A 20,270-nucleotide genomic window follows, 5' to 3' on the forward strand; every position below is an offset into this window, starting at 1 on the left:
AGGGTGCGGTCCGGAGCCCGGCCCCCCCCCCCCCCCCCCCCCGAGGAGCGCCAGCCGGGCGGGGTGACGCAGAAGCGCGCCTTCGACGCGCTGGGCCGCGTCACCGAGGTCACGGGGTCCGGTGCCGAGGCGGCGACCACCGCCGACCGCTACGGCTACGACGCGGCCGGCAACCTCACCTCGGTGAGCGCCCCGGGCGGGACCGACCACTACACCTACGACGACCGGGGCGACCTGCTCACCACGTCCGGCCCCTCGGGCACGGCCACCCTGTCCTACGACGAGGAGAGCCACCTCACCGGGCGCACGGACGCCGCCGGTCACACGGCATTCGGCTACGACACGGCGGGCCGCCTCGCCTCGGCTGCCGACCCGCTGACCGCGACGACCCTGACCTACGGGTACGACAACGCGTCCCGGCTGACCTCGGTCGGCTACGGCACATCGGGTGCTCACCGGTCCTTCTCCTACGACGCCCTGGACCGGCTGACCTCCGACACGCTCAAGGCCCCCGGCGGCGCGACGACTGCGGCCACCGGATACGGCTACGACGAGGCGTCGCGCCTGGTCTCGGAGACCACCAGCGGCACGGCGGGCGACGGCGAGCAGGACTACGCCTACGACTGGGCGGGCCGGCTCACCGAGTGGACCGCGGCCGACGGCGCGAAGACGCCGTACGGCTGGGACGCCGCCGGCAACCGCACCAAGGCCGGTACGGTCACGGCCACGTACGACGCCCGGAACCGGCTGCTGACCGCGGGGGACACCTCGTACAGCTACTCACCGCGCGGCACCCGCACCGGCAGCACCGAGGGCGGCGTCACGCACGCGGCGACGTTCGACGCGCTGGGGCGCATGATCACCAGCGACGACACCACCTACACCTACGACGGCCTCGGCCGCGTGGTGGGCCGTGGGGACGACACCTTCGCCTACGCCGACCAGTCGAACAACCTGGTCAGCGGCGGCGGCTCGCTAGTCGTCCGGGATCCCGCAGGGGACGCCCTGGCCACCGCCGATCCGGACGGCGGCAACGCCTCGGCGGTCCTCTCCGACCAGCACGGTGATGTGACCGGCCGCTTCGCTCCGGCCACCGGTGAACTCTCGGGCTCCTCCGCGTACTCGCCGTTCGGCCAGGTCACCGCCCGCACGGCGGACGGGACGGGCACCCTGGGCTACCAGGGCGAGTACACCGACCCGGACTCCGGGCAGGTGGACATGCACGCCCGCTGGTACGACCCGTCCACTGGCGGCTTCTCCTCCCGCGACTCCTGGACCCTGAACCCGGCGCCGTCCGGTCAGGCCAACCGCTACGCGTACGGGGCCGGCAGTCCGCTGCTGAACACGGACCCGAGCGGGCACTGCCTTGAAGACCTGTGCATCGGCGAGGCGGTCGTGGTCAGCCTGCTGGCCGGGTACGTGGGGTCGTCCATCTCCGAGTACTACCGGCAGCACCCGGTGCACATCACGTGGCCGTCCTTCTCGTGGCCGTGGTCGCACTCCAGCAGCTCGGCGGCGACCACGTACACCAACATCTTCGGCAACTCGATGTCGTCCACCGCGAGCGCCATCGCCGCCCAGGCGGCGGCCCAGGGGGCGGCCGCCCGGAGGAACGCCGGTACCCCGGTGCTGGATCACCCGAGCTCCCCCGGCTACCCCACCTACCGCGGCCCCTACCGCGGCCCCGGCCGCCCGCAGGCCCCCCGTCCCCCCGGCCCGCCCCCGCCGCCCCCGCCGCCGCCGTGGGCCCAGATGATCAAGGCCGTCCTGCGCGTGGTCCAGGCCAGGCCGACGGGCAGCACGGACACGGACACCGAGCACCAGCGGTACGTGGACGACGCCTTCACCCGCGCCCAGAAGGACCTCGACCTCACCGAGGAGCAGCTGCGCGGCTACTTCAAGCTGTTCCCGCGGCCCGCCGCGGGCTCGTCCTACGAGCAGGAGTTCGGCAAGTTCGTCGCGAACTGGGACGAGCAGCAGAAGGACTGCACCTGGGGCAAGCAGAGCTGGATCTACTACCAGCCGCTCGACGCCAAGGACCGGGCGACCGGGGCGTTCGGATGCCTTCAGAAGGACGCCATCAAGCTGACCGGGCGCGGAGCGAAGCCGGACAGCAAGGACACCGACATCGTGGGCAGCGATACCCGTCGCGACGGCAAGCACGACCCGACCGGATATCAAAAGGGCAAGGGACTCGCGCGAGGCCATCTGATCGGCCGGCAACTCGGTGGCAGCGGTACCGAGGTGCGCAATCTCGTCCCGCAGTACACGATTCCCAATTCCGTCATCCAGAAGAGCTTCGAGGACAAAATCGCCGCACGTGTATCGGGTGGGGAAAGGATTTACTACCTGGCCGTGCCTCGATATCACGGCGGTTCCCCGATCCCGTACGAGACCAGGCTGTATGCCATCGGCAGCGGGGGGACGAACGAGTCGGCTGTCGTGAAGAACACGCCCACCGGAAGGTAAGCCGACGGTCGGAGAGGAGGGCACTCCTCTCCGACCCGCACGCCTCACCGCGTCAGAGGGAATCGGCTCCTGGCCTCCGTGAGCAGTTCACGGTGGCGCGCGATCCAGTCGGCTTCCGTCGCGACGGGCACGGTGACGAAGACCTGTGAACCGACGACGTCGTACACACTCACCTCCGTGCACCCGCTTTCGGTCCGCTCCTGCGGAGAGATCATGAGACGGGGGGAGCGGCCGCTTTCCAGCCAGGTCACCTGCCGGCCCGTGGCCAGAGCGTCCAGGGCCTCGCCCCAGGCGTCGAGATCATAGGAATTGAGGTACGCCTCGACGCGGCCGTTCAGGAAGTCGGTGCCGATCAGTACCTCGGCGTGGAGAGCGTCATAGTCGTCGGAGCCCGAGAAATGCATCCCTTCGATGACGCGAAGGGTGACGCTCTGCTCTTCGTCCGAGATTTTAATGAGATCAAAAGGAATGAAATCGGGCACGAGGTGCTGCCTTTCCGGTTCGATGACCGACTGGTCTCGGTCACCAGGATCCCACGAGGGACTCCGTCGACACCGCGTCCTGAAGTCCTGGGGAATCCGCCGCATTAATTCGACGGCTGATTCACGATCCGCCCGCCGGGCCGACCGCCCCCCGTCGCCACCCCCTGTCCCCCTCCCACAGAGCCCGCATGAGCACCGTCATACCCCCCGGGCACCCCGACGACAGACCTGTCGAGGGGCCGGGGACGGGCCGCCGGCGGTGGTGGCGGGAGCGGGTGGTGGAGCCGGTGTTGCCGGAGGGGTGGCGTACCGGGCCCGCGTGGCAGGAGCTGAACGGGCGGCGCAACCGGCTCCGGACCGTTCGTACGGTGTTCGTGCTGGCGCTCGTCTCGGGGGTCGCCCTGGTCGCCGTACGGGCCGGCGCTGCTGCTGGACCGGCGGCCCGGCCGCCACGCCGAAGCCTCCCTGCTGCCCGCCGAGACCGCGCGGCCGAACGCCGCCCCGGCGGCCCGGGCGGGGCTGCCCGACCGCGCGCACCCGTTCCGGGGGCCGCCCGCCGAGCGGTGGGCCTCCGGGGCCGAGGCGATCGTGCTGCCCGAGGCGAAGGCGGTTGGCGGGATGAGCGAGGCGGACGTGGCGCTCGCGCTGCGCCTGACCAAGGAGTTCCTGGTCGGCACCAATCTGGACCCGGCCGTGTTGCGCGGCGGGCAGCCCACCGCCGCGATGGCCCTGCTCGACCCGAAGCAGCTGGACGGGCTGCCGGAGCTGCGGCGCTCCCTGCGCGACCCGGACGAGCGGCACGACCCGCTGGGCCTGGTCACCCGGTTCGACCCGGACGAGGTGGCGCCGGCCGGTGACGTGGTCCGGGTGCGGGGGCGGATGACGTTCGGCGCGGGGAAGCCGGGCGAGGTGCGGGTGCACGCGGACTACACGTTCGTCTACCCACTGGTACGGGCCGGTGGGGACGGCTCCGTGACGCGGACGATCGTCCGCCGGGACGTGAAGGCTTCCCTGATGGACCCGGCCCGGTGGCTGGTGACCCGGGGCAAGCTCAACCTGGGCCTGTACGCCGGCGAGGTCGGCAACACCGCGTGCGAGGTGTACGACGGGTACTACCACCCGGAATTCGATGGCGGCGCGGTCTCCGGCGGCCCCGCCGTGGACCCGTACGACCGGCATCGGTCCGTGGCGAACAGCGGTCGTTGCGGGACGGCCACCCGCACCTGAGCCGAGGGCGTCGCGAGGCACCCGATGCGTGCCCGCGTTTGACCGGCCACTCGGGCGGGGTAAGATCCTCGGCCCGATTGGCCAGGCCCGCAGCCCGTATGGCACACTAGCCAGGTTGCTCGGTTGAGTGTCAATGCTGCGCGCCTCCCGCCGGGAGGACCGGAAGCGAGTCCCACAGTACTCGTCGGCCCCATGCGGGCCGGACGTACGGGAATCTTCCGGGAAGCGTAAGTGGGGCACCGGCCAGGCACCCGGTGGGGTTTCACCCCCGGCAGCGTGGTATTCGGCCCGCCCCCCCTTGGTTGGGAAATCCTTCGTGATTTCTGCGTAGAGGGGATGCGACACGCCCGACCGCGTGGGTCGGCGGTGGAGTTACCGAACCCCGGGTTCCAGAGCGTTAAACGAGAGACAGGACTACTAGTAGCCATGGCGGGACAGAAGATCCGCATCCGGCTCAAGGCCTACGACCACGAGGTCATCGACTCCTCGGCGAAGAAGATCGTCGAGACGGTGACCCGCACTGGTGCGTCGGTCGCGGGCCCGGTGCCGCTGCCCACTGAGAAGAACGTGTACTGCGTCATCAAGTCGCCGCACAAGTACAAGGACTCTCGCGAGCACTTCGAGATGCGCACGCACAAGCGCCTCATCGACATTCTCGACCCCACGCCGAAGACGGTTGACTCGCTGATGCGCCTCGACCTGCCGGCTGGCGTCGACATCGAGATCAAGCTCTGAGGGGACGGGCCGAGATGAGCAAGAACATCAAGGGCGTCCTGGGCGAGAAGCTCGGCATGACCCAGGTCTGGGACGAGAACAACCGGGTCGTCCCGGTGACCGTCGTCAAGGCCGGTCCGTGCGTCGTGACGCAGGTCCGTACGAACGACAGCGACGGCTACGAGTCGGTGCAGATCGCCTTCGGCGAGATCGACCCGCGCAAGGTGAACAAGCCCCTCAAGGGTCACTTCGCCAAGGCCGACGTCACCCCGCGCCGCCACCTGGTGGAGATCCGCACTCCTGACGCGAGCGAGTACACGCTCGGCCAGGAGATCAATGCCGAGGTGTTCGAGTCCGGCGTCAAGGTTGACGTCACGGGCAAGAGCAAGGGCAAGGGCTTCGCCGGTGTCATGAAGCGTCACAACTTCCGGGGCCTCGGCGCCGGTCACGGCGTGCAGCGCAAGCACCGTTCCCCCGGTTCGATCGGTGGCTGCGCCACCCCTGGGCGTGTCTTCAAGGGCATGCGCATGGCCGGTCGCATGGGTAACGAGCGCGTCACCACCCAGAACCTGACCATCCACGCGGTTGACGCGGAGAAGGGTCTGCTCCTCATCAAGGGCGCGGTCCCCGGTCCGAACGGCGGCCTCGTCCTGGTCCGTACCGCGGCCAAGGGGGCTTGAGGTAATGAGCACCATTGACATCCTTTCGCCGGCAGGCGACAAGGCCGGTACCGTCGAGCTCCCCGCGGAGATCTTCGACGCGAAGACCAGCGTTCCGCTGATCCACCAGGTCGTTGTCGCGCAGCTGGCAGCTGCCCGTCAGGGCACGCACAAGACCAAGCGTCGCGGCGAGGTCCGCGGTGGTGGGCGCAAGCCTTACCGCCAGAAGGGCACCGGCCGCGCGCGCCAGGGTTCGACCCGCGCGCCGCAGTTCGTCGGCGGTGGCGTCGTCCACGGCCCGCAGCCGCGTGACTACTCGCAGCGCACCCCGAAGAAGATGAAGGCCGCCGCCCTCCGCGGTGCCCTCTCCGACCGGGCGCGTCACTCCCGTATCCACGTCGTCACCGGCGTGGTCGAGGGTGGGGTCTCCACGAAGGCCGCCAAGACGCTGTTCGGCAAGATCTCGGAGCGCAAGAACGTGCTCCTGGTCGTCGACCGCAACGACGAGGCCGCGTGGCTCTCCGCACGCAACCTGCCCCAGGTGCACATCCTGGAGCCGGGCCAGCTGAACACGTACGACGTGATCGTCTCTGACGACGTGGTCTTCACCCAGGCCGCCTTCGAGTCCTTCGTGTCTGGCCCCCAGACCGCTGAGACCGAAGGGAGCGACGCCTGATGAGCGAGGCGACCGTTACCAGCAAGACCTACGACGACCCGCGCGACGTTCTCGTCAAGCCGGTTGTCTCGGAGAAGAGCTACGCGCTGCTCGACGAGAACAAGTACACGTTCATCGTCGCGCCGGGCTCCAACAAGACCCAGATCAAGCAGGCCGTCGAGGCGGTCTTCTCGGTCAAGGTCACCGGGGTCAACACGATCAACCGCCAGGGCAAGCGCAAGCGCACCCGCACCGGTTTCGGCAAGCGCGCCGACACCAAGCGCGCCATCGTGACCCTCGCTGAGGGCGACCGTATCGACATCTTCGGCGGCCCGACCTCCTAGTGAGGCCGAGTCGTCCGGAATCGGACGAGGACTGAGAAATGGGTATCCGCAAGTACAAGCCGACGACCCCGGGCCGTCGTGGCTCCAGCGTCGCCGACTTTGTCGAGATCACGCGGTCCACGCCGGAGAAGTCGCTGGTCCGCCCCCTGCACAACAAGGGCGGCCGTAACAACACCGGTCGTGTGACCGTTCGCCACCAGGGTGGTGGCCACAAGCGCGCCTACCGCGTGATCGACTTCCGTCGTCACGACAAGGACGGCGTGCCGGCCAAGGTCGCGCACATCGAGTACGACCCCAACCGCACCGCGCGCATCGCGCTCCTGCACTACGCGGACGGCGAGAAGCGCTACATCATCGCGCCGCGTGGCCTGAGCCAGGGCGACCGTGTCGAGAACGGCCCGGCCGCCGACATCAAGCCCGGCAACAACCTGGCGCTGCGCAACATCCCGGTCGGTACGACCATCCACGCCATCGAGCTGCGGCCCGGCGGCGGCGCGAAGTTCGCCCGCTCCGCGGGTGCCTCCGTGCAGCTGCTGGCGAAGGAGGGCACCATGGCCCACCTTCGTATGCCGTCGGGTGAGATCCGCCTGGTCGACGCCCGCTGCCGCGCCACCATCGGCGAGGTCGGCAACGCCGAGCAGTCGAACATCAACTGGGGCAAGGCCGGCCGCATGCGGTGGAAGGGCGTCCGCCCGACCGTCCGTGGTGTCGTGATGAACCCGGTCGACCACCCGCACGGTGGTGGTGAGGGTAAGACCTCCGGTGGCCGTCACCCGGTTTCGCCGTGGGGTAAGAAGGAAGGTCGTACTCGTTCGCCCAAGAAGGCGTCGAACAAGTACATCGTCCGCCGCCGCAAGACGAACAAGAAGCGCTAGGAGCGGGTTTAGATGCCGCGCAGTCTCAAGAAGGGGCCCTTCGTCGACGGCCACCTCGCCAAGAAGGTGGACGTACAGAACGAGGCCGGCACCAAGAACGTCATCAAGACCTGGTCCCGTCGCTCGATGATCGTCCCGGCCATGCTGGGTCACACCATCGCGGTGCACAACGGCAAGATCCACGTCCCGGTGTTCGTCACCGAGTCGATGGTCGGCCACAAGCTCGGCGAGTTCTCGCCGACTCGCACCTTCCGCGGCCACGTCAAGGACGACCGGAAGTCGAAGCGCCGCTAACGCGGGGTGACTGACTATGACTTACACCGAAGGGACAACCATGGAAGCCAGGGCCCAGGCGCGGTACATCCGCGTCACGCCCATGAAGGCCCGCCGCGTGGTGGACCTCATCCGTGGCATGGATGCCACGGAGGCTCAGGCGGTCCTGCGTTTCGCCCCGCAGGCCGCGAGCGTGCCGGTCGGCAAGGTGCTGGACAGCGCCATTGCCAACGCCGCACACAACTACGACCACACCGACGCCTCTTCGCTGGTCATCAGCGAGGCGTACGTGGATGAGGGCCCGACCCTGAAGCGGTTCCGTCCGCGTGCCCAGGGCCGTGCCTACCGGATCCGTAAGCGGACCAGCCACATCACCGTGGTCGTCAGCAGCAAGGAAGGAACCCGGTAATGGGCCAGAAGGTAAACCCGCACGGGTTCCGGCTCGGCATCACCACGGACTTCAAGTCCCGCTGGTACGCCGACAAGCTGTACAAGGACTACGTCAAGGAAGACGTCGCCATTCGTCGCATGATGACGAAGGGCATGGAGCGCGCCGGCATCTCGAAGGTTGAGATCGAGCGCACCCGCGACCGCGTCCGCGTCGACATCCACACCGCTCGCCCGGGCATCGTCATCGGCCGCCGCGGCGCCGAGGCCGACCGCATCCGCGGCGAGCTGGAGAAGCTGACCGGCAAGCAGGTCCAGCTGAACATCCTCGAGGTCAAGAACCCCGAGGTGGACGCTCAGCTGGTGGCCCAGGCCGTCGCCGAGCAGCTCTCCTCCCGCGTCTCCTTCCGTCGTGCCATGCGCAAGAGCATGCAGAGCACGATGAAGGCCGGCGCCAAGGGCATCAAGGTCCAGTGCGGCGGCCGCCTCGGCGGCGCCGAGATGTCCCGCTCGGAGTTCTACCGCGAGGGCCGCGTGCCCCTGCACACGCTCCGCGCGAACGTCGACTACGGCTTCTTCGAGGCCAAGACGACCTTCGGCCGCATCGGCGTGAAGGTCTGGATCTACAAGGGCGACGTCAAGAACATCGCCGAGGTCCGCGCCGAGAACGCTGCTGCCCGTGCGGGCAACCGCCCGGCCCGTGGCGGCGCTGACCGCCCGGCCGGCCGCGGTGGCCGCGGTGGCGAGCGTGGCGGCCGCGGCCGCAAGCCGCAGCAGTCGGCTCCGGCCGCCGAGGCCCCCAAGGCCGAGGCGACCGCCGCTGCTCCGGCTGCTGAGAGCACCGGAACGGAGGCCTGACCGAAATGCTGATCCCCCGTAGGGTCAAGCACCGCAAGCAGCACCACCCGAAGCGCAGCGGCATGTCCAAGGGTGGCACGCAGGTTGCGTTCGGCGAGTACGGCATCCAGGCGCTGACCCCGGCGTACGTGACGAACCGTCAGATCGAGTCCGCTCGTATCGCCATGACGCGTCACATCAAGCGTGGCGGCAAGGTCTGGATCAACATCTACCCGGACCGTCCCCTCACCAAGAAGCCTGCCGAGACCCGCATGGGTTCCGGTAAGGGTTCCCCGGAGTGGTGGATCGCCAACGTCAAGCCCGGACGCGTCATGTTCGAGCTGTCGTACCCCAACGAGAAGATCGCCCGTGAGGCGCTGACTCGTGCGGCCCACAAGCTGCCGATGAAGTGCCGGATCGTCAAGCGCGAGGCAGGTGAAGCGTGATGTCGGCCGGTACCAAGGCGTCCGAGCTGCGCGAGCTGGGCAACGAGGAGCTCCTCAACAAGCTCCGCGAGGCCAAGGAAGAGCTGTTCAACCTCCGCTTTCAGGCGGCGACGGGCCAGCTCGAGAACCACGGTCGGCTCAAGTCCGTCCGTAAGGACATCGCCCGGATCTACACCCTGATGCGCGAGCGCGAGCTGGGCATCGAAACGGTGGAGAGCGTCTGATGAGCGAGAACACTGTGACTGAGACCAAGACCGAGCGCGGCTTCCGCAAGACCCGCGAGGGCCTCGTCGTCAGCGACAAGATGGACAAGACCGTCGTCGTCGCCGTCGAGGACCGCGTGAAGCACGCGCTGTACGGCAAGGTCATCCGCCGTACGAACAAGCTCAAGGCCCACGACGAGCAGAACTCCGCCGGTGTCGGCGACCGCGTCCTCCTGATGGAGACCCGGCCGCTGTCCGCCACCAAGCGGTGGCGCATCGTCGAGATCCTCGAGAAGGCCAAGTAATTCCTGAGGGGACTTCCCCTCAGGTCAGTTCCGCCAGGCTCGGCAGGGGCACCCGTTAGCGGGGCCCCTGCCGGGAACCGGCAGACGATCAGGAGATAGACGTGATCCAGCAGGAGTCGCGACTGCGCGTCGCCGACAACACGGGTGCGAAGGAAATTCTCACCATCCGTGTTCTCGGTGGCTCGGGTCGCCGCTACGCGGGCATCGGTGACGTCATCGTCGCCACCGTCAAGGACGCGATCCCCGGTGGCAACGTGAAGAAGGGTGACGTCGTCAAGGCGGTCATCGTTCGCACCGTCAAGGAGCGTCGTCGCCAGGATGGCTCGTACATCCGCTTCGACGAGAACGCCGCCGTCATTCTGAAGAACGACGGCGACCCCCGCGGCACCCGTATCTTCGGCCCGGTGGGCCGTGAGCTGCGCGAGAAGAAGTTCATGAAGATCATCTCGCTCGCGCCGGAGGTGCTGTAAGCATGAAGATCAAGAAGGGCGACCTGGTACAGGTCATCACCGGTAAGGACAAGGGCAAGCAGGGCAAGGTCATCGTGGCCTACCCCGCTCAGGACCGCGTCCTCGTCGAGGGTGTCAACCGGGTCAAGAAGCACACCAAGGCCGGCCAGACCGCTCGCGGTTCGCAGACCGGTGGCATTGTGACGACCGAGGCCCCGATCCACGTCAGCAACGTGCAGCTGGTTGTTGAGAAGGACGGCAACAAGGTCGTTACTCGCGTCGGCTACCGCTTTGACGACGAGGGCAACAAGATCCGTGTTGCCAAGCGCACCGGTGAGGACATCTGATGACTACCACCACCGCGCCGCGTCTCAAGACGCGCTACCGCGAGGAAATCGCCGGCAAGCTGCGTGAGGAGTTCTCCTACGAGAACGTCATGCAGATCCCCGGTCTGGTCAAGATCGTGGTCAACATGGGTGTGGGCGACGCCGCCCGCGACTCCAAGCTGATCGACGGTGCCGTCAAGGACCTCACCACGATCACCGGTCAGAAGCCGGCCGTCACCAAGGCCCGCAAGTCGATCGCGCAGTTCAAGCTGCGCGAGGGGCAGCCGATCGGCTGCCACGTCACCCTCCGCGGTGACCGCATGTGGGAGTTCCTGGACCGTACGCTGTCGCTCGCGCTGCCGCGTATCCGTGACTTCCGCGGCCTGTCGCCCAAGCAGTTCGACGGCCGTGGCAACTACACCTTCGGTCTCACGGAGCAGGTCATGTTCCACGAGATCGACCAGGACAAGATCGACCGGGTCCGGGGCATGGACATCACCGTGGTCACCACGGCGACCAATGACGACGAGGGTCGTGCCCTCCTTCGTCACCTCGGCTTCCCGTTCAAGGAGAACTGACCGTGGCGAAGAAGGCTCTGATCGCTAAGGCCGCCCGTAAGCCGAAGTTCGGCGTCCGGGGTTACACCCGGTGCCAGCGCTGCGGCCGGCCCCACTCCGTCTACCGCAAGTTCGGCCTGTGCCGCGTGTGCCTTCGTGAGATGGCTCACCGTGGCGAGCTGCCGGGCGTGACCAAGAGCTCCTGGTAATTCTCCTTCGCCCTTTGGGCGTTGGGAATCACCGGAGACTCTCGGTAAGCATCTGGTCGGCAGGAGTCCGGCCCCGCATGCCGTAGGCTTGCAGGGTTGGGCGCCTGCCGCCCATGACCGACTTACTACGCCGTAGGTCCCCGCACCGCACCCGTCCCGCCTCTGAGCGGGGAGAGGGATGGCGCATACAGGAAACCCCGGCGAGAGAGGCCGAAGGCCAACTCATGACCATGACTGATCCCATCGCAGACATGCTCACGCGTCTGCGTAACGCGAACTCGGCGTATCACGACGACGTCGTGATGCCGCACAGCAAGATCAAGTCGCACATCGCGGAGATCCTCCAGCAGGAGGGCTTCATCACCGGCTGGAAGGTCGAGGACGCCGAGGTCGGCAAGAACCTCGTCCTCGAGCTGAAGTTCGGCCCGAACCGCGAGCGCTCGATCGCCGGCATCAAGCGAATCTCGAAGCCGGGTCTGCGTGTCTACGCAAAGTCCACCAACCTGCCGAAGGTCCTCGGCGGCCTGGGCGTGGCGATCATCTCCACGTCCCACGGTCTCCTGACCGGCCAGCAGGCTCAGAAGAAGGGCGTAGGTGGGGAAGTCCTCGCCTACGTCTGGTAGTCGGGAACGGAGGAATAGCTCATGTCGCGAATCGGCAAGCTCCCCATCCAGGTTCCCGCCGGTGTGGACGTCACCATCGACGGCCGTACGGTCAACGTGAAGGGCCCCAAGGGCACCCTCACGCACACCGTTGCGTCTCCGATCGAGGTCACCAAGGGTGAGGACGGCGTTCTGAACGTCGTCCGCCCGAACGACGAGCGTCAGAACAAGGCCCTGCACGGCCTGTCCCGCACGCTGGTGGCGAACATGATCACCGGTGTGACCCAGGGGTACATCAAGGCGCTCGAGATCAGCGGTGTCGGTTACCGCGTCCAGGCGAAGGGCTCCAATCTGGAGTTCGCCCTGGGCTACAGCCACCCGATCCTGATCGAGGCCCCGGAGGGCATCACCTTCAAGGTGGAGACCCCCACGAAGTTCACCGTCGAGGGCATCGACAAGCAGAAGGTCGGCGAGACCGCGGCCAAGATCCGCAAGCTGCGGAAGCCTGACCCGTACAAGGCCAAGGGCGTCAAGTACGCCGGCGAGGTCATCCGCCGCAAGGTCGGAAAGGCTGGTAAGTAGCCATGGCATACGGCGTGAAGATCGCCAAGGGCGACGCGTACAAGCGCGCGGCTCGCAAGCGGCGCCACATCCGCGTCCGCAAGCACATCTCCGGTTCGCCGGAGCGTCCGCGCCTGGTCGTGACCCGCTCCAACCGCCACATGGTCGCCCAGATCATCGACGACATCGCGGGCCACACGCTCGCGTCGGCGTCGACCCTGGACGTCTCCATCCGTGGTGGCGAGGGCGACAAGAGCAGCCAGGCCAAGCAGGTCGGCGCCCTGGTCGCCGAGCGTGCCAAGGCCGCAGGCGTCGAGGCCGTCGTGTTTGACCGCGGTGGTAACCAGTACGCCGGGCGGATTGCCGCTCTGGCTGACGCCGCCCGTGAAGCCGGGCTGAAGTTCTAGCCCCGGTTCCTACGCACAGCGGACGTAACAGAGAGAGGTAAATCCAATGGCTGGACCCCAGCGCCGCGGAAGCGGTGCCGGTGGCGGCGAGCGGCGGGACCGGAAGGGCCGTGACGGCGGCGCTGCCGCCGCCGAGAAGACCGCGTACGTCGAGCGCGTCGTCGCGATCAACCGAGTCGCCAAGGTTGTGAAGGGTGGTCGTCGCTTCAGCTTCACCGCGCTGGTCGTGGTGGGCGATGGTGACGGCACCGTCGGTGTCGGTTACGGCAAGGCCAAGGAAGTTCCCGCGGCCATCGCCAAGGGCGTGGAAGAGGCCAAGAAGAACTTCTTCAAGGTCCCGCGTATCCAGGGCACCATCCCTCACCCGATCCAGGGTGAGAAGGCCGCAGGCGTCGTCCTGCTCAAGCCGGCGTCCCCCGGTACCGGTGTGATCGCCGGTGGCCCGGTGCGCGCCGTTCTCGAGTGCGCCGGCGTCCACGACATCCTGTCGAAGTCGCTCGGGTCCTCGAACCCGATCAACATCGTGCACGCGACCGTGGCGGCCCTCCAGGGCCTGCAGCGTCCCGAGGAGATCGCGGCCCGCCGCGGTCTGCCCCTCGAGGACGTCGCCCCCGCGGCCCTGCTTCGTGCGCGTGCGGGAGCGGGTGCGTAATGGCTCGCCTCAAGATCACGCAGACGAAGTCGTACATCGGCAGCAAGCAGAACCACCGCGACACCCTGCGTTCGCTCGGGCTCAAGCGCCTGAACGACTCGGTTGTCAAGGAGGACCGCCCCGAGTTCCGCGGCATGGTGCACACCGTCCGCCACCTCGTGACGGTTGAGGAGGTCGACTGACATGGCGGAGAACAAGCCGCTGAAGGCCCATGACCTCCGGCCTGCCCCGGGCGCCAAGACCGCCAAGACCCGTGTGGGTCGTGGTGAGGCGTCCAAGGGTAAGACCGCTGGTCGTGGTACCAAGGGCACCAAGGCCCGCTACCAGGTTCCGCAGCGCTTCGAGGGTGGGCAGATGCCCCTCCACATGCGTCTGCCGAAGCTCAAGGGCTTCAAGAACCCGTTCCGCACGGAGTACCAGGTCGTGAACCTGGACAAGCTCGCGACGCTCTACCCCGAGGGTGGAGAGGTCACGGTGGCCGACCTGGTCGCCAAGGGTGCCGTGCGCAACAACCACCTCGTCAAGGTCCTCGGACAGGGCGAGATCTCCGTGGCGCTGCAGGTTTCGGTTGACGCCGTCTCCGGCTCCGCCAAGGAGAAGATCACCGCCGCCGGCGGTACCGTCACCGAACTGGTCTGAGACAACTCGGACACTTCGGTGACCTGAACATCCGACCGGGGATGCCCTCTCAAATGGGGCATCCCCGGTTGGTCGTTCCTAGGGGGGCATGTACGCCGGTAAGGTGGCGTCCGTTGCTGTGGTATCCCCTGGGCGCAGGCGTCCGGGGCTCCTTGGCTTTTACGTATCCGTCGATCCTCAAGACCGTCACCTCTACGCTCTGCGCGGGGGTCGCAGGAGGCACCGTGCTCACCGGCTTCGCCCGGGCGTTCAAGACGCCCGACCTGCGCAAGAAGCTGCTCTTCACTCTCGGCATCATCGTGCTCTACCGGCTCGGGGCCCACATCCCGGTACCGGGCGTGAGCTACGAGAACGTCCAGACCTGTGTTGATCAGGCCAGCAAGGGCAACAACAGCCTCTTCGGCCTGGTGAACATGTTCAGCGGTGGTGCGCTGCTGCAGATCACGATCTTCGCGCTCGGCATCATGCCGTACATCACGGCCAGCATCATTCTCCAGCTGCTGACCGTGGTCATCCCCCGACTCGAGGCGCTCAAGAAGGAGGGGCAGTCCGGCACGGCGAAGATCACGCAGTACACGCGTTATCTGACGGTCGCGCTCGCCATCCTCCAGGGCACCGGCCTGGTCGCCACCGCCCGCAGCGGCGCCCTGTTCAGCGGCTGCCCGGTCGCCGACCAGATCGTCCCGAACGACTCGCTGTTCACGACCATCACGATGGTCATCACGATGACCGCCGGCACCGCCGCCGTCATGTGGCTCGGTGAGCTCATCACCGACCGCGGCATCGGCAACGGCATGTCGATCCTGATGTTCATCTCGATCGCCGCCACCTTCCCGTCCGCCATGTGGGCCATCAAGACCAGCGGCAAGCTCGCGGACGGCTGGATCGAGTTCGTCGCCGTCATCCTCATCGGCTTCGTCATGGTGGGCCTCGTCGTCTTCGTCGAGCAGGCCCAGCGCCGCGTCCCGGTGCAGTACGCGAAGCGCATGATCGGACGCCGCTCGTACGGTGGCACCTCCACCTACATCCCGCTGAAGGTGAACCAGGCGGGTGTGATTCCCGTCATCTTCGCTTCTTCGCTGCTCTACATCCCGGCCCTGATCGTCCAGTTCTCCAACTCCAAGGCCGGCTGGGCCGTCTGGATCCAGGACAACCTGACCAAGGGCGACCACCCCATCTACATGACGGTCTACTTCCTCCTGATCGTGTTCTTCGCCTTCTTCTATGTGGCGATCTCGTTCAACCCCGAGGAAGTCGCCGACAACATGAAGAAGTATGGTGGCTTCATCCCGGGTATCCGGGCAGGTCGACCTACTGCCGAGTACCTGAGCTACGTGCTCAACAGGATCACTTGGCCGGGCTCGCTGTACCTGGGTCTGATCGCTCTGGTGCCGACGATGGCGTTGGCAAGCTTCGGCGGTGGCGCCAACCAGAACTTCCCGTTCGGCGGGACGAGCATCCTCATCATCGTGGGTGTGGGTCTGGAGACCGTGAAGCAGATCGAGAGTCAGCTCCAGCAGCGCAATTACGAAGGGTTCCTCCGCTGATGCGAATCGTCCTCGTCGGCCCGCCGGGTGCCGGCAAGGGAACGCAGGCCGCGTACCTTGCCAAGAACCTGTCGATTCCGCACATCTCCACGGGCGACCTCTTCCGCGCCAACATCAGCCAGGGCACCGACCTTGGCAAGCAGGCCCGCGCCTTCATGGACGCCGGGCAGCTGGTGCCGGACGAGGTGACGAACGGGATGGCCAAGGACCGCATGTCCCAGCCGGACGCGGTCGACGGTTTCCTGCTCGACGGCTTCCCGCGCAACGTGGGCCAGGCCGAAGCCCTGGACGTGATGCTCAAGGACGAGGGCGTGAAGCTGGACGCCGTGCTCGACCTGGAGGTCCCCGAGGACGAGGTCGTGAAGCGGATCGCGGGTCGCCGCATCTGCCGCAACGACAGCGCGCACGTCTTCCACGTCACGTACAACCCGCCGAAGACCGAGGGCGTCTGCGACGCCTGCGGCGGCGAGCTGTACCAGCGCGAGGACGACACCGAGGAGACGGTGCGCACCCGGCTGGAGGTCTACCACACGCAGACCGAGCCGATCATCGACTACTACCGGGCACAGGACCTGGTGGTCACCATCTCCGCACTCGGGAAGGTCACCGACGTGACCGACCGGGCCATGGAGGCGCTGAACAAGTCCGCGGAGGACTGAGCGCCCGCCCCGTAGTACCCGCAGTACAAGCCGGCCGCGGCGTCCTCGGACGCCGCGGCCGACTGCTTGCCGCCGCGTATCGTGGAAGACCGCCCCCCCGTCACCCGTCCCACCGGAAAGGCGCCGCAGCATGGTGCAGATCAAGACCCCCGAGCAGATCGCGAAGATGCGCGAGGCGGGGCTGGTGGTCGCTGCCATCCACGCGGCCACCCGTGAGGCGGCGGTGCCCGGCGCCACCACCCGCGACCTGGACCAGGTCGCCCGCAAGGTGATCGCCGACCACGGCGCGAAGTCGAACTTCCTCGGGTACGGCGGGTTCCCCGCGACCATCTGCACCTCCGTGAACGAGGTTGTCGTCCACGGCATCCCGGACGACAAGACGGTCCTCAAGGACGGCGACATCATCTCCATCGACGCCGGGGCGATCGTGGACGGCTGGCACGGCGACGCCGCGTACACCGCCTTCGTGGGGACGGGTCACGCTCCGGAGCTGATCGAGCTGTCCCGGGTGACCGAGGAGTCGATGTGGGCCGGCATCGCCGCGATGAAGGTCAACAACCGCCTGGTCGACATCTCCAAGGCGATCGAGTCCTACATCCGCCGCCAGCCCCGCCCGGCCACCGGCAAGTACGGAATCATCGAGGACTACGGCGGGCACGGCATCGGCACCGAGATGCACATGGACCCGCACCTGCTGAACTACGTCTCCCGCAAGCGCGGCAAGGGCGTCAAGCTGGTCCCGGGCCTCTGCCTGGCCATCGAGCCCATGGTCTCGCTGGGCACCCCGCACACGGAGGTGCTGGAGGACGAGTGGACCGTCATCACCACGGACGGCACCTGGTCCTCGCACTGGGAGCACTCCATCGCCCTCACGGAGCAGGGCCCGCTGGTCCTCACCGCCCCGGACTGCGGCCGCGAGAAGCTGGCGCAGTACGGCGTGGAGGCAGCGCCGGACCCGCTCGGCTGATTGAGGTCCACGAGGAGGTCTAAGGATCTCCTCGGCTGGGCAAACTTGACGGATTCGCATTCGGGAGTTCGCTGACGTAGACTGACTCGTCGGCTCTCGTGCATCCGTGTGCCCGCATACGAAGAGCGAAAGTCGATCAAGGTAGCCGATTCGAAGGGCGAAGCGTGGCCAAGAAGCAAGGTGCCATCGAAATTGAGGGCACCGTGATCGAGTCCCTCCCGAACGCCATGTTCAAGGTGGAACTCCAGAACGGTCACAAGGTCCTCGCGCACATCAGCGGCAAGATGCGTATGCACTACATCCGCATCCTCCCGGATGACCGGGTCGTCGTGGAGCTCTCTCCGTACGACCTGACGCGTGGCCGGATCGTCTACCGCTACAAGTAGATCTTGCCGCCGTCCGCATCCGTGCGGACGTGGGCACTGACCCGGAGAACCTGACATCCCATGAAGGTCAAGCCGAGCGTCAAGAAGATCTGCGACAAGTGCAAGGTGATCCGCCGTCACGGCCGGGTCATGGTCATCTGCGACAACCTGCGCCACAAGCAGCGCCAGGGCTGACGCACGACCCCCTGCATCTCGCAGTTCGCGCGACGCACGTAACACGTACATACGCAGAGCCCGTCCAAGCCACGGCTGACGGCACCTCCGGCGGGGGCCGGGGACCCGGACGTACCACCTCTCCCAGCGAGGGGTCGGCGGTCGGGAGTGGCTCTGCGGAAGACCCCCGACTTAACAACTGGAGCCATTGAATGGCACGCGTTTCAGGTGTTGACATCCCGCGCGAAAAGCGCGTGGAGGTTGCCCTCACCTACGTCTTCGGTATCGGGCGCACCCGGTCCAAGGAGATCCTCGCCGCCTCCGGCGTGAACCCGAACACCCGCGTTCGCGACCTGGCCGAAGAGGACCTGGTCAAGATCCGCGAGTACGTGGACGCCAACCTCCGCACCGAGGGTGACCTCCGCCGCGAGATCCAGGCCGACATCCGCCGCAAGGTCGAGATCGGCTGCTACCAGGGTCTCCGTCACCGTCGCGGTCTGCCGGTCCACGGCCAGCGCACCAGCACCAACGCCCGTACCCGCAAGGGTCCGCGTCGCGCGATCGCCGGCAAGAAGAAGCCCGGCAAGAAGTAGTCCTCAGCGGACGCACTGCGGGCGACCGGCACATCCGGCCTCCGCAGCAACCAGCGGTCTTCGCTGTAGGACCGATCACCTCCCCTCTCCATCTGGAGTCAAGACATGCCCCCCAAGGGTCGTCAGGGCGCAGCCAAGAAGGTGCGTCGCAAGGAAAAGAAGAACGTCGCTCACGGCCACGCGCACATCAAGAGCACGTTCAACAACACGATCGTCTCGATCACGGACCCCACGGGCAACGTGATCTCCTGGGCCTCCGCCGGCCACGTCGGCTTCAAGGGCTCGCGCAAGTCCACCCCCTTCGCCGCGCAGATGGCCGCCGAGTCGGCCGCCCGCCGCGCGCAGGAGCACGGCATGCGCAAGGTCGACGTCTTCGTGAAGGGTCCGGGCTCCGGCCGCGAGACCGCGATCCGCTCCCTCCAGGCCACCGGCCTCGAGGTCGGCTCGATCCAGGACGTCACCCCGACGCCGCACAACGGCTGCCGTCCGCCGAAGCGTCGCCGCGTCTGAGTCGTCACGGCCGGTGACGGCCGTGCGCCAGTAGCGCCGGGTCCGGGCGGTACACCTCTTCGGAGGCGTACCGCCCGTACCCTTGTTACATCTGTCGGGCATCAAATAGTGGGTGCCCACGACTGAAGGATTCACATCATGCTGATCGCTCAGCGTCCGTCGCTGACCGAAGAGGTCGTCGACGAGTTCCGCTCCCGGTTCGTCATCGAGCCGCTGGAGCCCGGCTTCGGCTACACGCTCGGCAACTCCCTGCGCCGCACGCTCCTCTCCTCGATCCCGGGTGCCGCTGTCACCAGCATCCGCATCGACGGTGTCCTGCACGAGTTCACCACCGTGCCGGGCGTCAAGGAGGACGTGACCGACCTCATCCTCAACATCAAGCAGCTGGTCGTCTCCTCGGAGCACGACGAGCCCGTCGTGATGTACCTGCGCAAGCAGGGCCCCGGCCTGGTCACCGCCGCGGACATCGCCCCGCCGGCCGGTGTCGAGGTGCACAACCCGGACCTGGTCCTCGCCACGCTGAACGGCAAGGGCAAGCTGGAGATGGAGCTGACCGTCGAGCGCGGTCGCGGCTACGTCTCCGCCGTCCAGAACAAGCAGGTGGGCCAGGAGATCGGCCGTATCCCGGTCGACTCCATCTACTCGCCGGTGCTCAAGGTCACGTACAAGGTCGAGGCGACCCGTGTCGAGCAGCGCACCGACTTCGACAAGCTGATCGTCGACGTCGAGACCAAGCAGGCCATGCGTCCGCGTGACGCGATGGCGTCGGCCGGTAAGACCCTGGTCGAGCTGTTCGGTCTGGCGCGCGAGCTCAACATCGACGCCGAGGGCATCGACATGGGCCCGTCGCCGACGGACGCCGCGCTCGCGGCGGACCTGGCGCTGCCGATCGAGGAGCTGGAGCTCACGGTCCGCTCGTACAACTGCCTGAAGCGCGAGGGCATCCACTCGGTGGGCGAGCTGGTGGCCCGCTCCGAGGCGGACCTGCTCGACATCCGCAACTTCGGTGCGAAGTCGATCGACGAGGTCAAGGCGAAGCTGGCCGGTATGGGCCTGGCGCTGAAGGACTCGCCTCCCGGCTTCGACCCGACCGCCGCCGCGGACGCGTTCGGCGCGGACGACGAGGGCGACGGCGGTTTCGTGGAGACCGAGCAGTACTGAGTCGCCTCCCGGCTGG

Annotated in this window: 32 protein-coding genes; 31 read left to right on the forward strand and 1 reads right to left on the reverse strand. The window is 67.3% G+C overall.

The window, feature by feature from the left end; genetic code table 11:
• The first annotated feature begins 63 nt into the window (after positions 1-63).
• Positions 64-2,469: an RHS repeat-associated core domain-containing protein gene (locus ACN6LM_RS29895; RefSeq protein ID WP_445068503.1), complete on the forward strand. Its 2,406-nt coding sequence runs from the start codon at positions 64-66 to the stop codon at positions 2,467-2,469.
• Between the two features lie 44 nt (positions 2,470-2,513).
• Here ACN6LM_RS29895 and ACN6LM_RS29900 read toward each other — a convergent pair whose 3' ends face one another.
• On the reverse strand, positions 2,514-2,951 hold the full coding sequence (locus ACN6LM_RS29900; RefSeq protein WP_445068504.1) for a DUF5959 family protein: 438 nt from the start codon (positions 2,949-2,951) through the stop codon (positions 2,514-2,516).
• Between the two features lie 618 nt (positions 2,952-3,569).
• On the opposite strand from ACN6LM_RS29900, the gene ACN6LM_RS29905 reads away from it, so the two are divergent.
• The 30 genes from ACN6LM_RS29905 to ACN6LM_RS30050 all read left to right on the forward strand — a co-directional run bounded on the left by ACN6LM_RS29905 (position 3,570) and on the right by ACN6LM_RS30050 (position 20,254).
• Positions 3,570-4,178 (forward strand): hypothetical protein, encoded by a 609-nt coding sequence (locus tag ACN6LM_RS29905; protein WP_445068505.1) that lies wholly within the window; start codon positions 3,570-3,572, stop codon positions 4,176-4,178.
• Positions 4,179-4,604: 426 nt separating this feature from the next.
• Positions 4,605-4,913, forward strand: coding sequence for a 30S ribosomal protein S10 (gene rpsJ / locus ACN6LM_RS29910; RefSeq protein WP_003948644.1), 309 nt, complete (start codon positions 4,605-4,607; stop codon positions 4,911-4,913).
• 14 nt (positions 4,914-4,927) lie between these two features.
• Complete coding sequence (gene rplC, locus ACN6LM_RS29915) at positions 4,928-5,572, forward strand: 50S ribosomal protein L3 (protein WP_018101228.1); 645 nt, start codon at positions 4,928-4,930, stop codon at positions 5,570-5,572.
• A 4-nt stretch (positions 5,573-5,576) separates the two neighbouring features.
• Complete coding sequence (gene rplD / locus ACN6LM_RS29920) at positions 5,577-6,227, forward strand: 50S ribosomal protein L4 (protein ID WP_018101227.1); 651 nt, start codon at positions 5,577-5,579, stop codon at positions 6,225-6,227.
• The gene (rplW, locus tag ACN6LM_RS29925; RefSeq protein WP_111337412.1) at positions 6,227-6,550 is read left to right on the forward strand and encodes a 50S ribosomal protein L23; all 324 of its coding nucleotides are present in this window, start codon (positions 6,227-6,229) and stop codon (positions 6,548-6,550) included. Before rplD ends, rplW begins: the two co-directional genes overlap by 1 nt.
• A gap of 38 nt (positions 6,551-6,588) precedes the next feature.
• Positions 6,589-7,425 carry a 50S ribosomal protein L2 gene (gene rplB / locus ACN6LM_RS29930; protein ID WP_445068506.1) on the forward strand — a complete coding sequence of 279 codons (837 nt, stop codon included), beginning with the start codon at positions 6,589-6,591 and terminating at the stop codon, positions 7,423-7,425.
• A 12-nt stretch (positions 7,426-7,437) separates the two neighbouring features.
• Entirely contained in the window at positions 7,438-7,719 is a 282-nt protein-coding gene (gene rpsS, locus ACN6LM_RS29935) for a 30S ribosomal protein S19 (protein ID WP_018101224.1), read from the forward strand.
• Between the two features lie 40 nt (positions 7,720-7,759).
• The gene (gene rplV / locus ACN6LM_RS29940) at positions 7,760-8,107 is read left to right on the forward strand and encodes a 50S ribosomal protein L22 (RefSeq protein WP_004571827.1); all 348 of its coding nucleotides are present in this window, start codon (positions 7,760-7,762) and stop codon (positions 8,105-8,107) included.
• Positions 8,107-8,943 carry a 30S ribosomal protein S3 gene (rpsC, locus tag ACN6LM_RS29945; protein ID WP_018101223.1) on the forward strand — a complete coding sequence of 279 codons (837 nt, stop codon included), beginning with the start codon at positions 8,107-8,109 and terminating at the stop codon, positions 8,941-8,943. The genes rplV and rpsC overlap by 1 nt, the downstream gene beginning before the upstream one ends.
• 5 nt (positions 8,944-8,948) lie before the next feature.
• Positions 8,949-9,368 carry a 50S ribosomal protein L16 gene (gene rplP / locus ACN6LM_RS29950; protein WP_018101222.1) on the forward strand — a complete coding sequence of 140 codons (420 nt, stop codon included), beginning with the start codon at positions 8,949-8,951 and terminating at the stop codon, positions 9,366-9,368.
• Entirely contained in the window at positions 9,368-9,592 is a 225-nt protein-coding gene (gene rpmC / locus ACN6LM_RS29955; RefSeq protein ID WP_014047786.1) for a 50S ribosomal protein L29, read from the forward strand. The genes rplP and rpmC overlap by 1 nt, the downstream gene beginning before the upstream one ends.
• Positions 9,592-9,876 (forward strand): 30S ribosomal protein S17, encoded by a 285-nt coding sequence (rpsQ, locus tag ACN6LM_RS29960; RefSeq protein ID WP_136317111.1) that lies wholly within the window; start codon positions 9,592-9,594, stop codon positions 9,874-9,876. Before rpmC ends, rpsQ begins: the two co-directional genes overlap by 1 nt.
• Positions 9,877-9,977: 101 nt before the next feature.
• Positions 9,978-10,346 carry a 50S ribosomal protein L14 gene (gene rplN / locus ACN6LM_RS29965; RefSeq protein ID WP_003966950.1) on the forward strand — a complete coding sequence of 123 codons (369 nt, stop codon included), beginning with the start codon at positions 9,978-9,980 and terminating at the stop codon, positions 10,344-10,346.
• Positions 10,347-10,348: 2 nt separating this feature from the next.
• Positions 10,349-10,672, forward strand: a complete 324-nt coding sequence (gene rplX, locus ACN6LM_RS29970) for a 50S ribosomal protein L24 (RefSeq protein WP_003966949.1) — start codon at positions 10,349-10,351, stop codon at positions 10,670-10,672.
• Positions 10,672-11,229 carry a 50S ribosomal protein L5 gene (gene rplE / locus ACN6LM_RS29975; RefSeq protein ID WP_018101220.1) on the forward strand — a complete coding sequence of 186 codons (558 nt, stop codon included), beginning with the start codon at positions 10,672-10,674 and terminating at the stop codon, positions 11,227-11,229. The genes rplX and rplE overlap by 1 nt, the downstream gene beginning before the upstream one ends.
• A 2-nt stretch (positions 11,230-11,231) precedes the next feature.
• On the forward strand, positions 11,232-11,417 hold the full coding sequence (locus tag ACN6LM_RS29980; protein WP_003948630.1) for a type Z 30S ribosomal protein S14: 186 nt from the start codon (positions 11,232-11,234) through the stop codon (positions 11,415-11,417).
• A gap of 224 nt (positions 11,418-11,641) precedes the next feature.
• Complete coding sequence (gene rpsH, locus ACN6LM_RS29985; RefSeq protein WP_030977958.1) at positions 11,642-12,040, forward strand: 30S ribosomal protein S8; 399 nt, start codon at positions 11,642-11,644, stop codon at positions 12,038-12,040.
• Between the two features lie 21 nt (positions 12,041-12,061).
• Positions 12,062-12,601 (forward strand): 50S ribosomal protein L6, encoded by a 540-nt coding sequence (rplF, locus tag ACN6LM_RS29990; RefSeq protein WP_018101218.1) that lies wholly within the window; start codon positions 12,062-12,064, stop codon positions 12,599-12,601.
• 2 nt (positions 12,602-12,603) lie between these two features.
• A complete protein-coding gene (gene rplR / locus ACN6LM_RS29995) occupies positions 12,604-12,987 on the forward strand; it encodes a 50S ribosomal protein L18 (protein ID WP_018101217.1) in 384 nt (127 codons plus the stop codon).
• A 46-nt stretch (positions 12,988-13,033) separates the two neighbouring features.
• Complete coding sequence (gene rpsE / locus ACN6LM_RS30000; RefSeq protein WP_018101216.1) at positions 13,034-13,639, forward strand: 30S ribosomal protein S5; 606 nt, start codon at positions 13,034-13,036, stop codon at positions 13,637-13,639.
• Positions 13,639-13,821, forward strand: coding sequence for a 50S ribosomal protein L30 (gene rpmD, locus ACN6LM_RS30005; RefSeq protein WP_003966943.1), 183 nt, complete (start codon positions 13,639-13,641; stop codon positions 13,819-13,821). The genes rpsE and rpmD overlap by 1 nt, the downstream gene beginning before the upstream one ends.
• A 1-nt stretch (position 13,822) precedes the next feature.
• Positions 13,823-14,278, forward strand: a complete 456-nt coding sequence (gene rplO / locus ACN6LM_RS30010; RefSeq protein ID WP_018101215.1) for a 50S ribosomal protein L15 — start codon at positions 13,823-13,825, stop codon at positions 14,276-14,278.
• Between the two features lie 224 nt (positions 14,279-14,502).
• A complete protein-coding gene (secY, locus tag ACN6LM_RS30015; RefSeq protein WP_445068512.1) occupies positions 14,503-15,825 on the forward strand; it encodes a preprotein translocase subunit SecY in 1,323 nt (440 codons plus the stop codon).
• Positions 15,825-16,484, forward strand: a complete 660-nt coding sequence (locus ACN6LM_RS30020) for an adenylate kinase (RefSeq protein ID WP_445068507.1) — start codon at positions 15,825-15,827, stop codon at positions 16,482-16,484. The genes secY and ACN6LM_RS30020 overlap by 1 nt, the downstream gene beginning before the upstream one ends.
• Before the next feature lie 130 nt (positions 16,485-16,614).
• On the forward strand, positions 16,615-17,451 hold the full coding sequence (gene map / locus ACN6LM_RS30025; RefSeq protein ID WP_164399962.1) for a type I methionyl aminopeptidase: 837 nt from the start codon (positions 16,615-16,617) through the stop codon (positions 17,449-17,451).
• A gap of 164 nt (positions 17,452-17,615) precedes the next feature.
• A complete protein-coding gene (gene infA, locus ACN6LM_RS30030) occupies positions 17,616-17,837 on the forward strand; it encodes a translation initiation factor IF-1 (RefSeq protein WP_003956442.1) in 222 nt (73 codons plus the stop codon).
• A gap of 60 nt (positions 17,838-17,897) precedes the next feature.
• Complete coding sequence (gene rpmJ, locus ACN6LM_RS30035) at positions 17,898-18,011, forward strand: 50S ribosomal protein L36 (protein ID WP_003956441.1); 114 nt, start codon at positions 17,898-17,900, stop codon at positions 18,009-18,011.
• 191 nt (positions 18,012-18,202) lie between these two features.
• A complete protein-coding gene (gene rpsM, locus ACN6LM_RS30040) occupies positions 18,203-18,583 on the forward strand; it encodes a 30S ribosomal protein S13 (protein WP_018101211.1) in 381 nt (126 codons plus the stop codon).
• Positions 18,584-18,688: 105 nt separating this feature from the next.
• The gene (gene rpsK / locus ACN6LM_RS30045) at positions 18,689-19,093 is read left to right on the forward strand and encodes a 30S ribosomal protein S11 (RefSeq protein ID WP_003948617.1); all 405 of its coding nucleotides are present in this window, start codon (positions 18,689-18,691) and stop codon (positions 19,091-19,093) included.
• 138 nt (positions 19,094-19,231) lie between these two features.
• Positions 19,232-20,254: a DNA-directed RNA polymerase subunit alpha gene (locus ACN6LM_RS30050; RefSeq protein WP_445068508.1), complete on the forward strand. Its 1,023-nt coding sequence runs from the start codon at positions 19,232-19,234 to the stop codon at positions 20,252-20,254.
• Positions 20,255-20,270: the final 16 nt, after the last annotated feature.

The organism is Streptomyces sp. SAS_281 (assembly GCF_052542855.1).

Coding starts and splice junctions, on each gene's coding strand:
- rpsS (WP_018101224.1), top strand. CDS start 7,438: ATGCCGCGCAGTCTCAAGAAGGGGCCCTTCGTCGACGGCCACCTCGCC.
- rplF (WP_018101218.1), top strand. CDS start 12,062: ATGTCGCGAATCGGCAAGCTCCCCATCCAGGTTCCCGCCGGTGTGGAC.
- ACN6LM_RS30050 (WP_445068508.1), top strand. CDS start 19,232: ATGCTGATCGCTCAGCGTCCGTCGCTGACCGAAGAGGTCGTCGACGAG.
- rpsC (WP_018101223.1), top strand. CDS start 8,107: ATGGGCCAGAAGGTAAACCCGCACGGGTTCCGGCTCGGCATCACCACG.
- rpmC (WP_014047786.1), top strand. CDS start 9,368: ATGTCGGCCGGTACCAAGGCGTCCGAGCTGCGCGAGCTGGGCAACGAG.
- rpmD (WP_003966943.1), top strand. CDS start 13,639: ATGGCTCGCCTCAAGATCACGCAGACGAAGTCGTACATCGGCAGCAAG.
- ACN6LM_RS30020 (WP_445068507.1), top strand. CDS start 15,825: ATGCGAATCGTCCTCGTCGGCCCGCCGGGTGCCGGCAAGGGAACGCAG.
- rplP (WP_018101222.1), top strand. CDS start 8,949: ATGCTGATCCCCCGTAGGGTCAAGCACCGCAAGCAGCACCACCCGAAG.
- map (WP_164399962.1), top strand. CDS start 16,615: ATGGTGCAGATCAAGACCCCCGAGCAGATCGCGAAGATGCGCGAGGCG.
- rplD (WP_018101227.1), top strand. CDS start 5,577: ATGAGCACCATTGACATCCTTTCGCCGGCAGGCGACAAGGCCGGTACC.
- rplO (WP_018101215.1), top strand. CDS start 13,823: ATGGCGGAGAACAAGCCGCTGAAGGCCCATGACCTCCGGCCTGCCCCG.
- rplC (WP_018101228.1), top strand. CDS start 4,928: ATGAGCAAGAACATCAAGGGCGTCCTGGGCGAGAAGCTCGGCATGACC.
- rpmJ (WP_003956441.1), top strand. CDS start 17,898: ATGAAGGTCAAGCCGAGCGTCAAGAAGATCTGCGACAAGTGCAAGGTG.
- rplB (WP_445068506.1), top strand. CDS start 6,589: ATGGGTATCCGCAAGTACAAGCCGACGACCCCGGGCCGTCGTGGCTCC.
- rplW (WP_111337412.1), top strand. CDS start 6,227: ATGAGCGAGGCGACCGTTACCAGCAAGACCTACGACGACCCGCGCGAC.
- rpsQ (WP_136317111.1), top strand. CDS start 9,592: ATGAGCGAGAACACTGTGACTGAGACCAAGACCGAGCGCGGCTTCCGC.
- rpsH (WP_030977958.1), top strand. CDS start 11,642: ATGACCATGACTGATCCCATCGCAGACATGCTCACGCGTCTGCGTAAC.
- ACN6LM_RS29905 (WP_445068505.1), top strand. CDS start 3,570: ATGAGCGAGGCGGACGTGGCGCTCGCGCTGCGCCTGACCAAGGAGTTC.
- rplX (WP_003966949.1), top strand. CDS start 10,349: ATGAAGATCAAGAAGGGCGACCTGGTACAGGTCATCACCGGTAAGGAC.
- rpsE (WP_018101216.1), top strand. CDS start 13,034: ATGGCTGGACCCCAGCGCCGCGGAAGCGGTGCCGGTGGCGGCGAGCGG.
- rpsK (WP_003948617.1), top strand. CDS start 18,689: ATGCCCCCCAAGGGTCGTCAGGGCGCAGCCAAGAAGGTGCGTCGCAAG.
- rpsJ (WP_003948644.1), top strand. CDS start 4,605: ATGGCGGGACAGAAGATCCGCATCCGGCTCAAGGCCTACGACCACGAG.
- rplE (WP_018101220.1), top strand. CDS start 10,672: ATGACTACCACCACCGCGCCGCGTCTCAAGACGCGCTACCGCGAGGAA.
- rplR (WP_018101217.1), top strand. CDS start 12,604: ATGGCATACGGCGTGAAGATCGCCAAGGGCGACGCGTACAAGCGCGCG.
- rpsM (WP_018101211.1), top strand. CDS start 18,203: ATGGCACGCGTTTCAGGTGTTGACATCCCGCGCGAAAAGCGCGTGGAG.
- rplV (WP_004571827.1), top strand. CDS start 7,760: ATGGAAGCCAGGGCCCAGGCGCGGTACATCCGCGTCACGCCCATGAAG.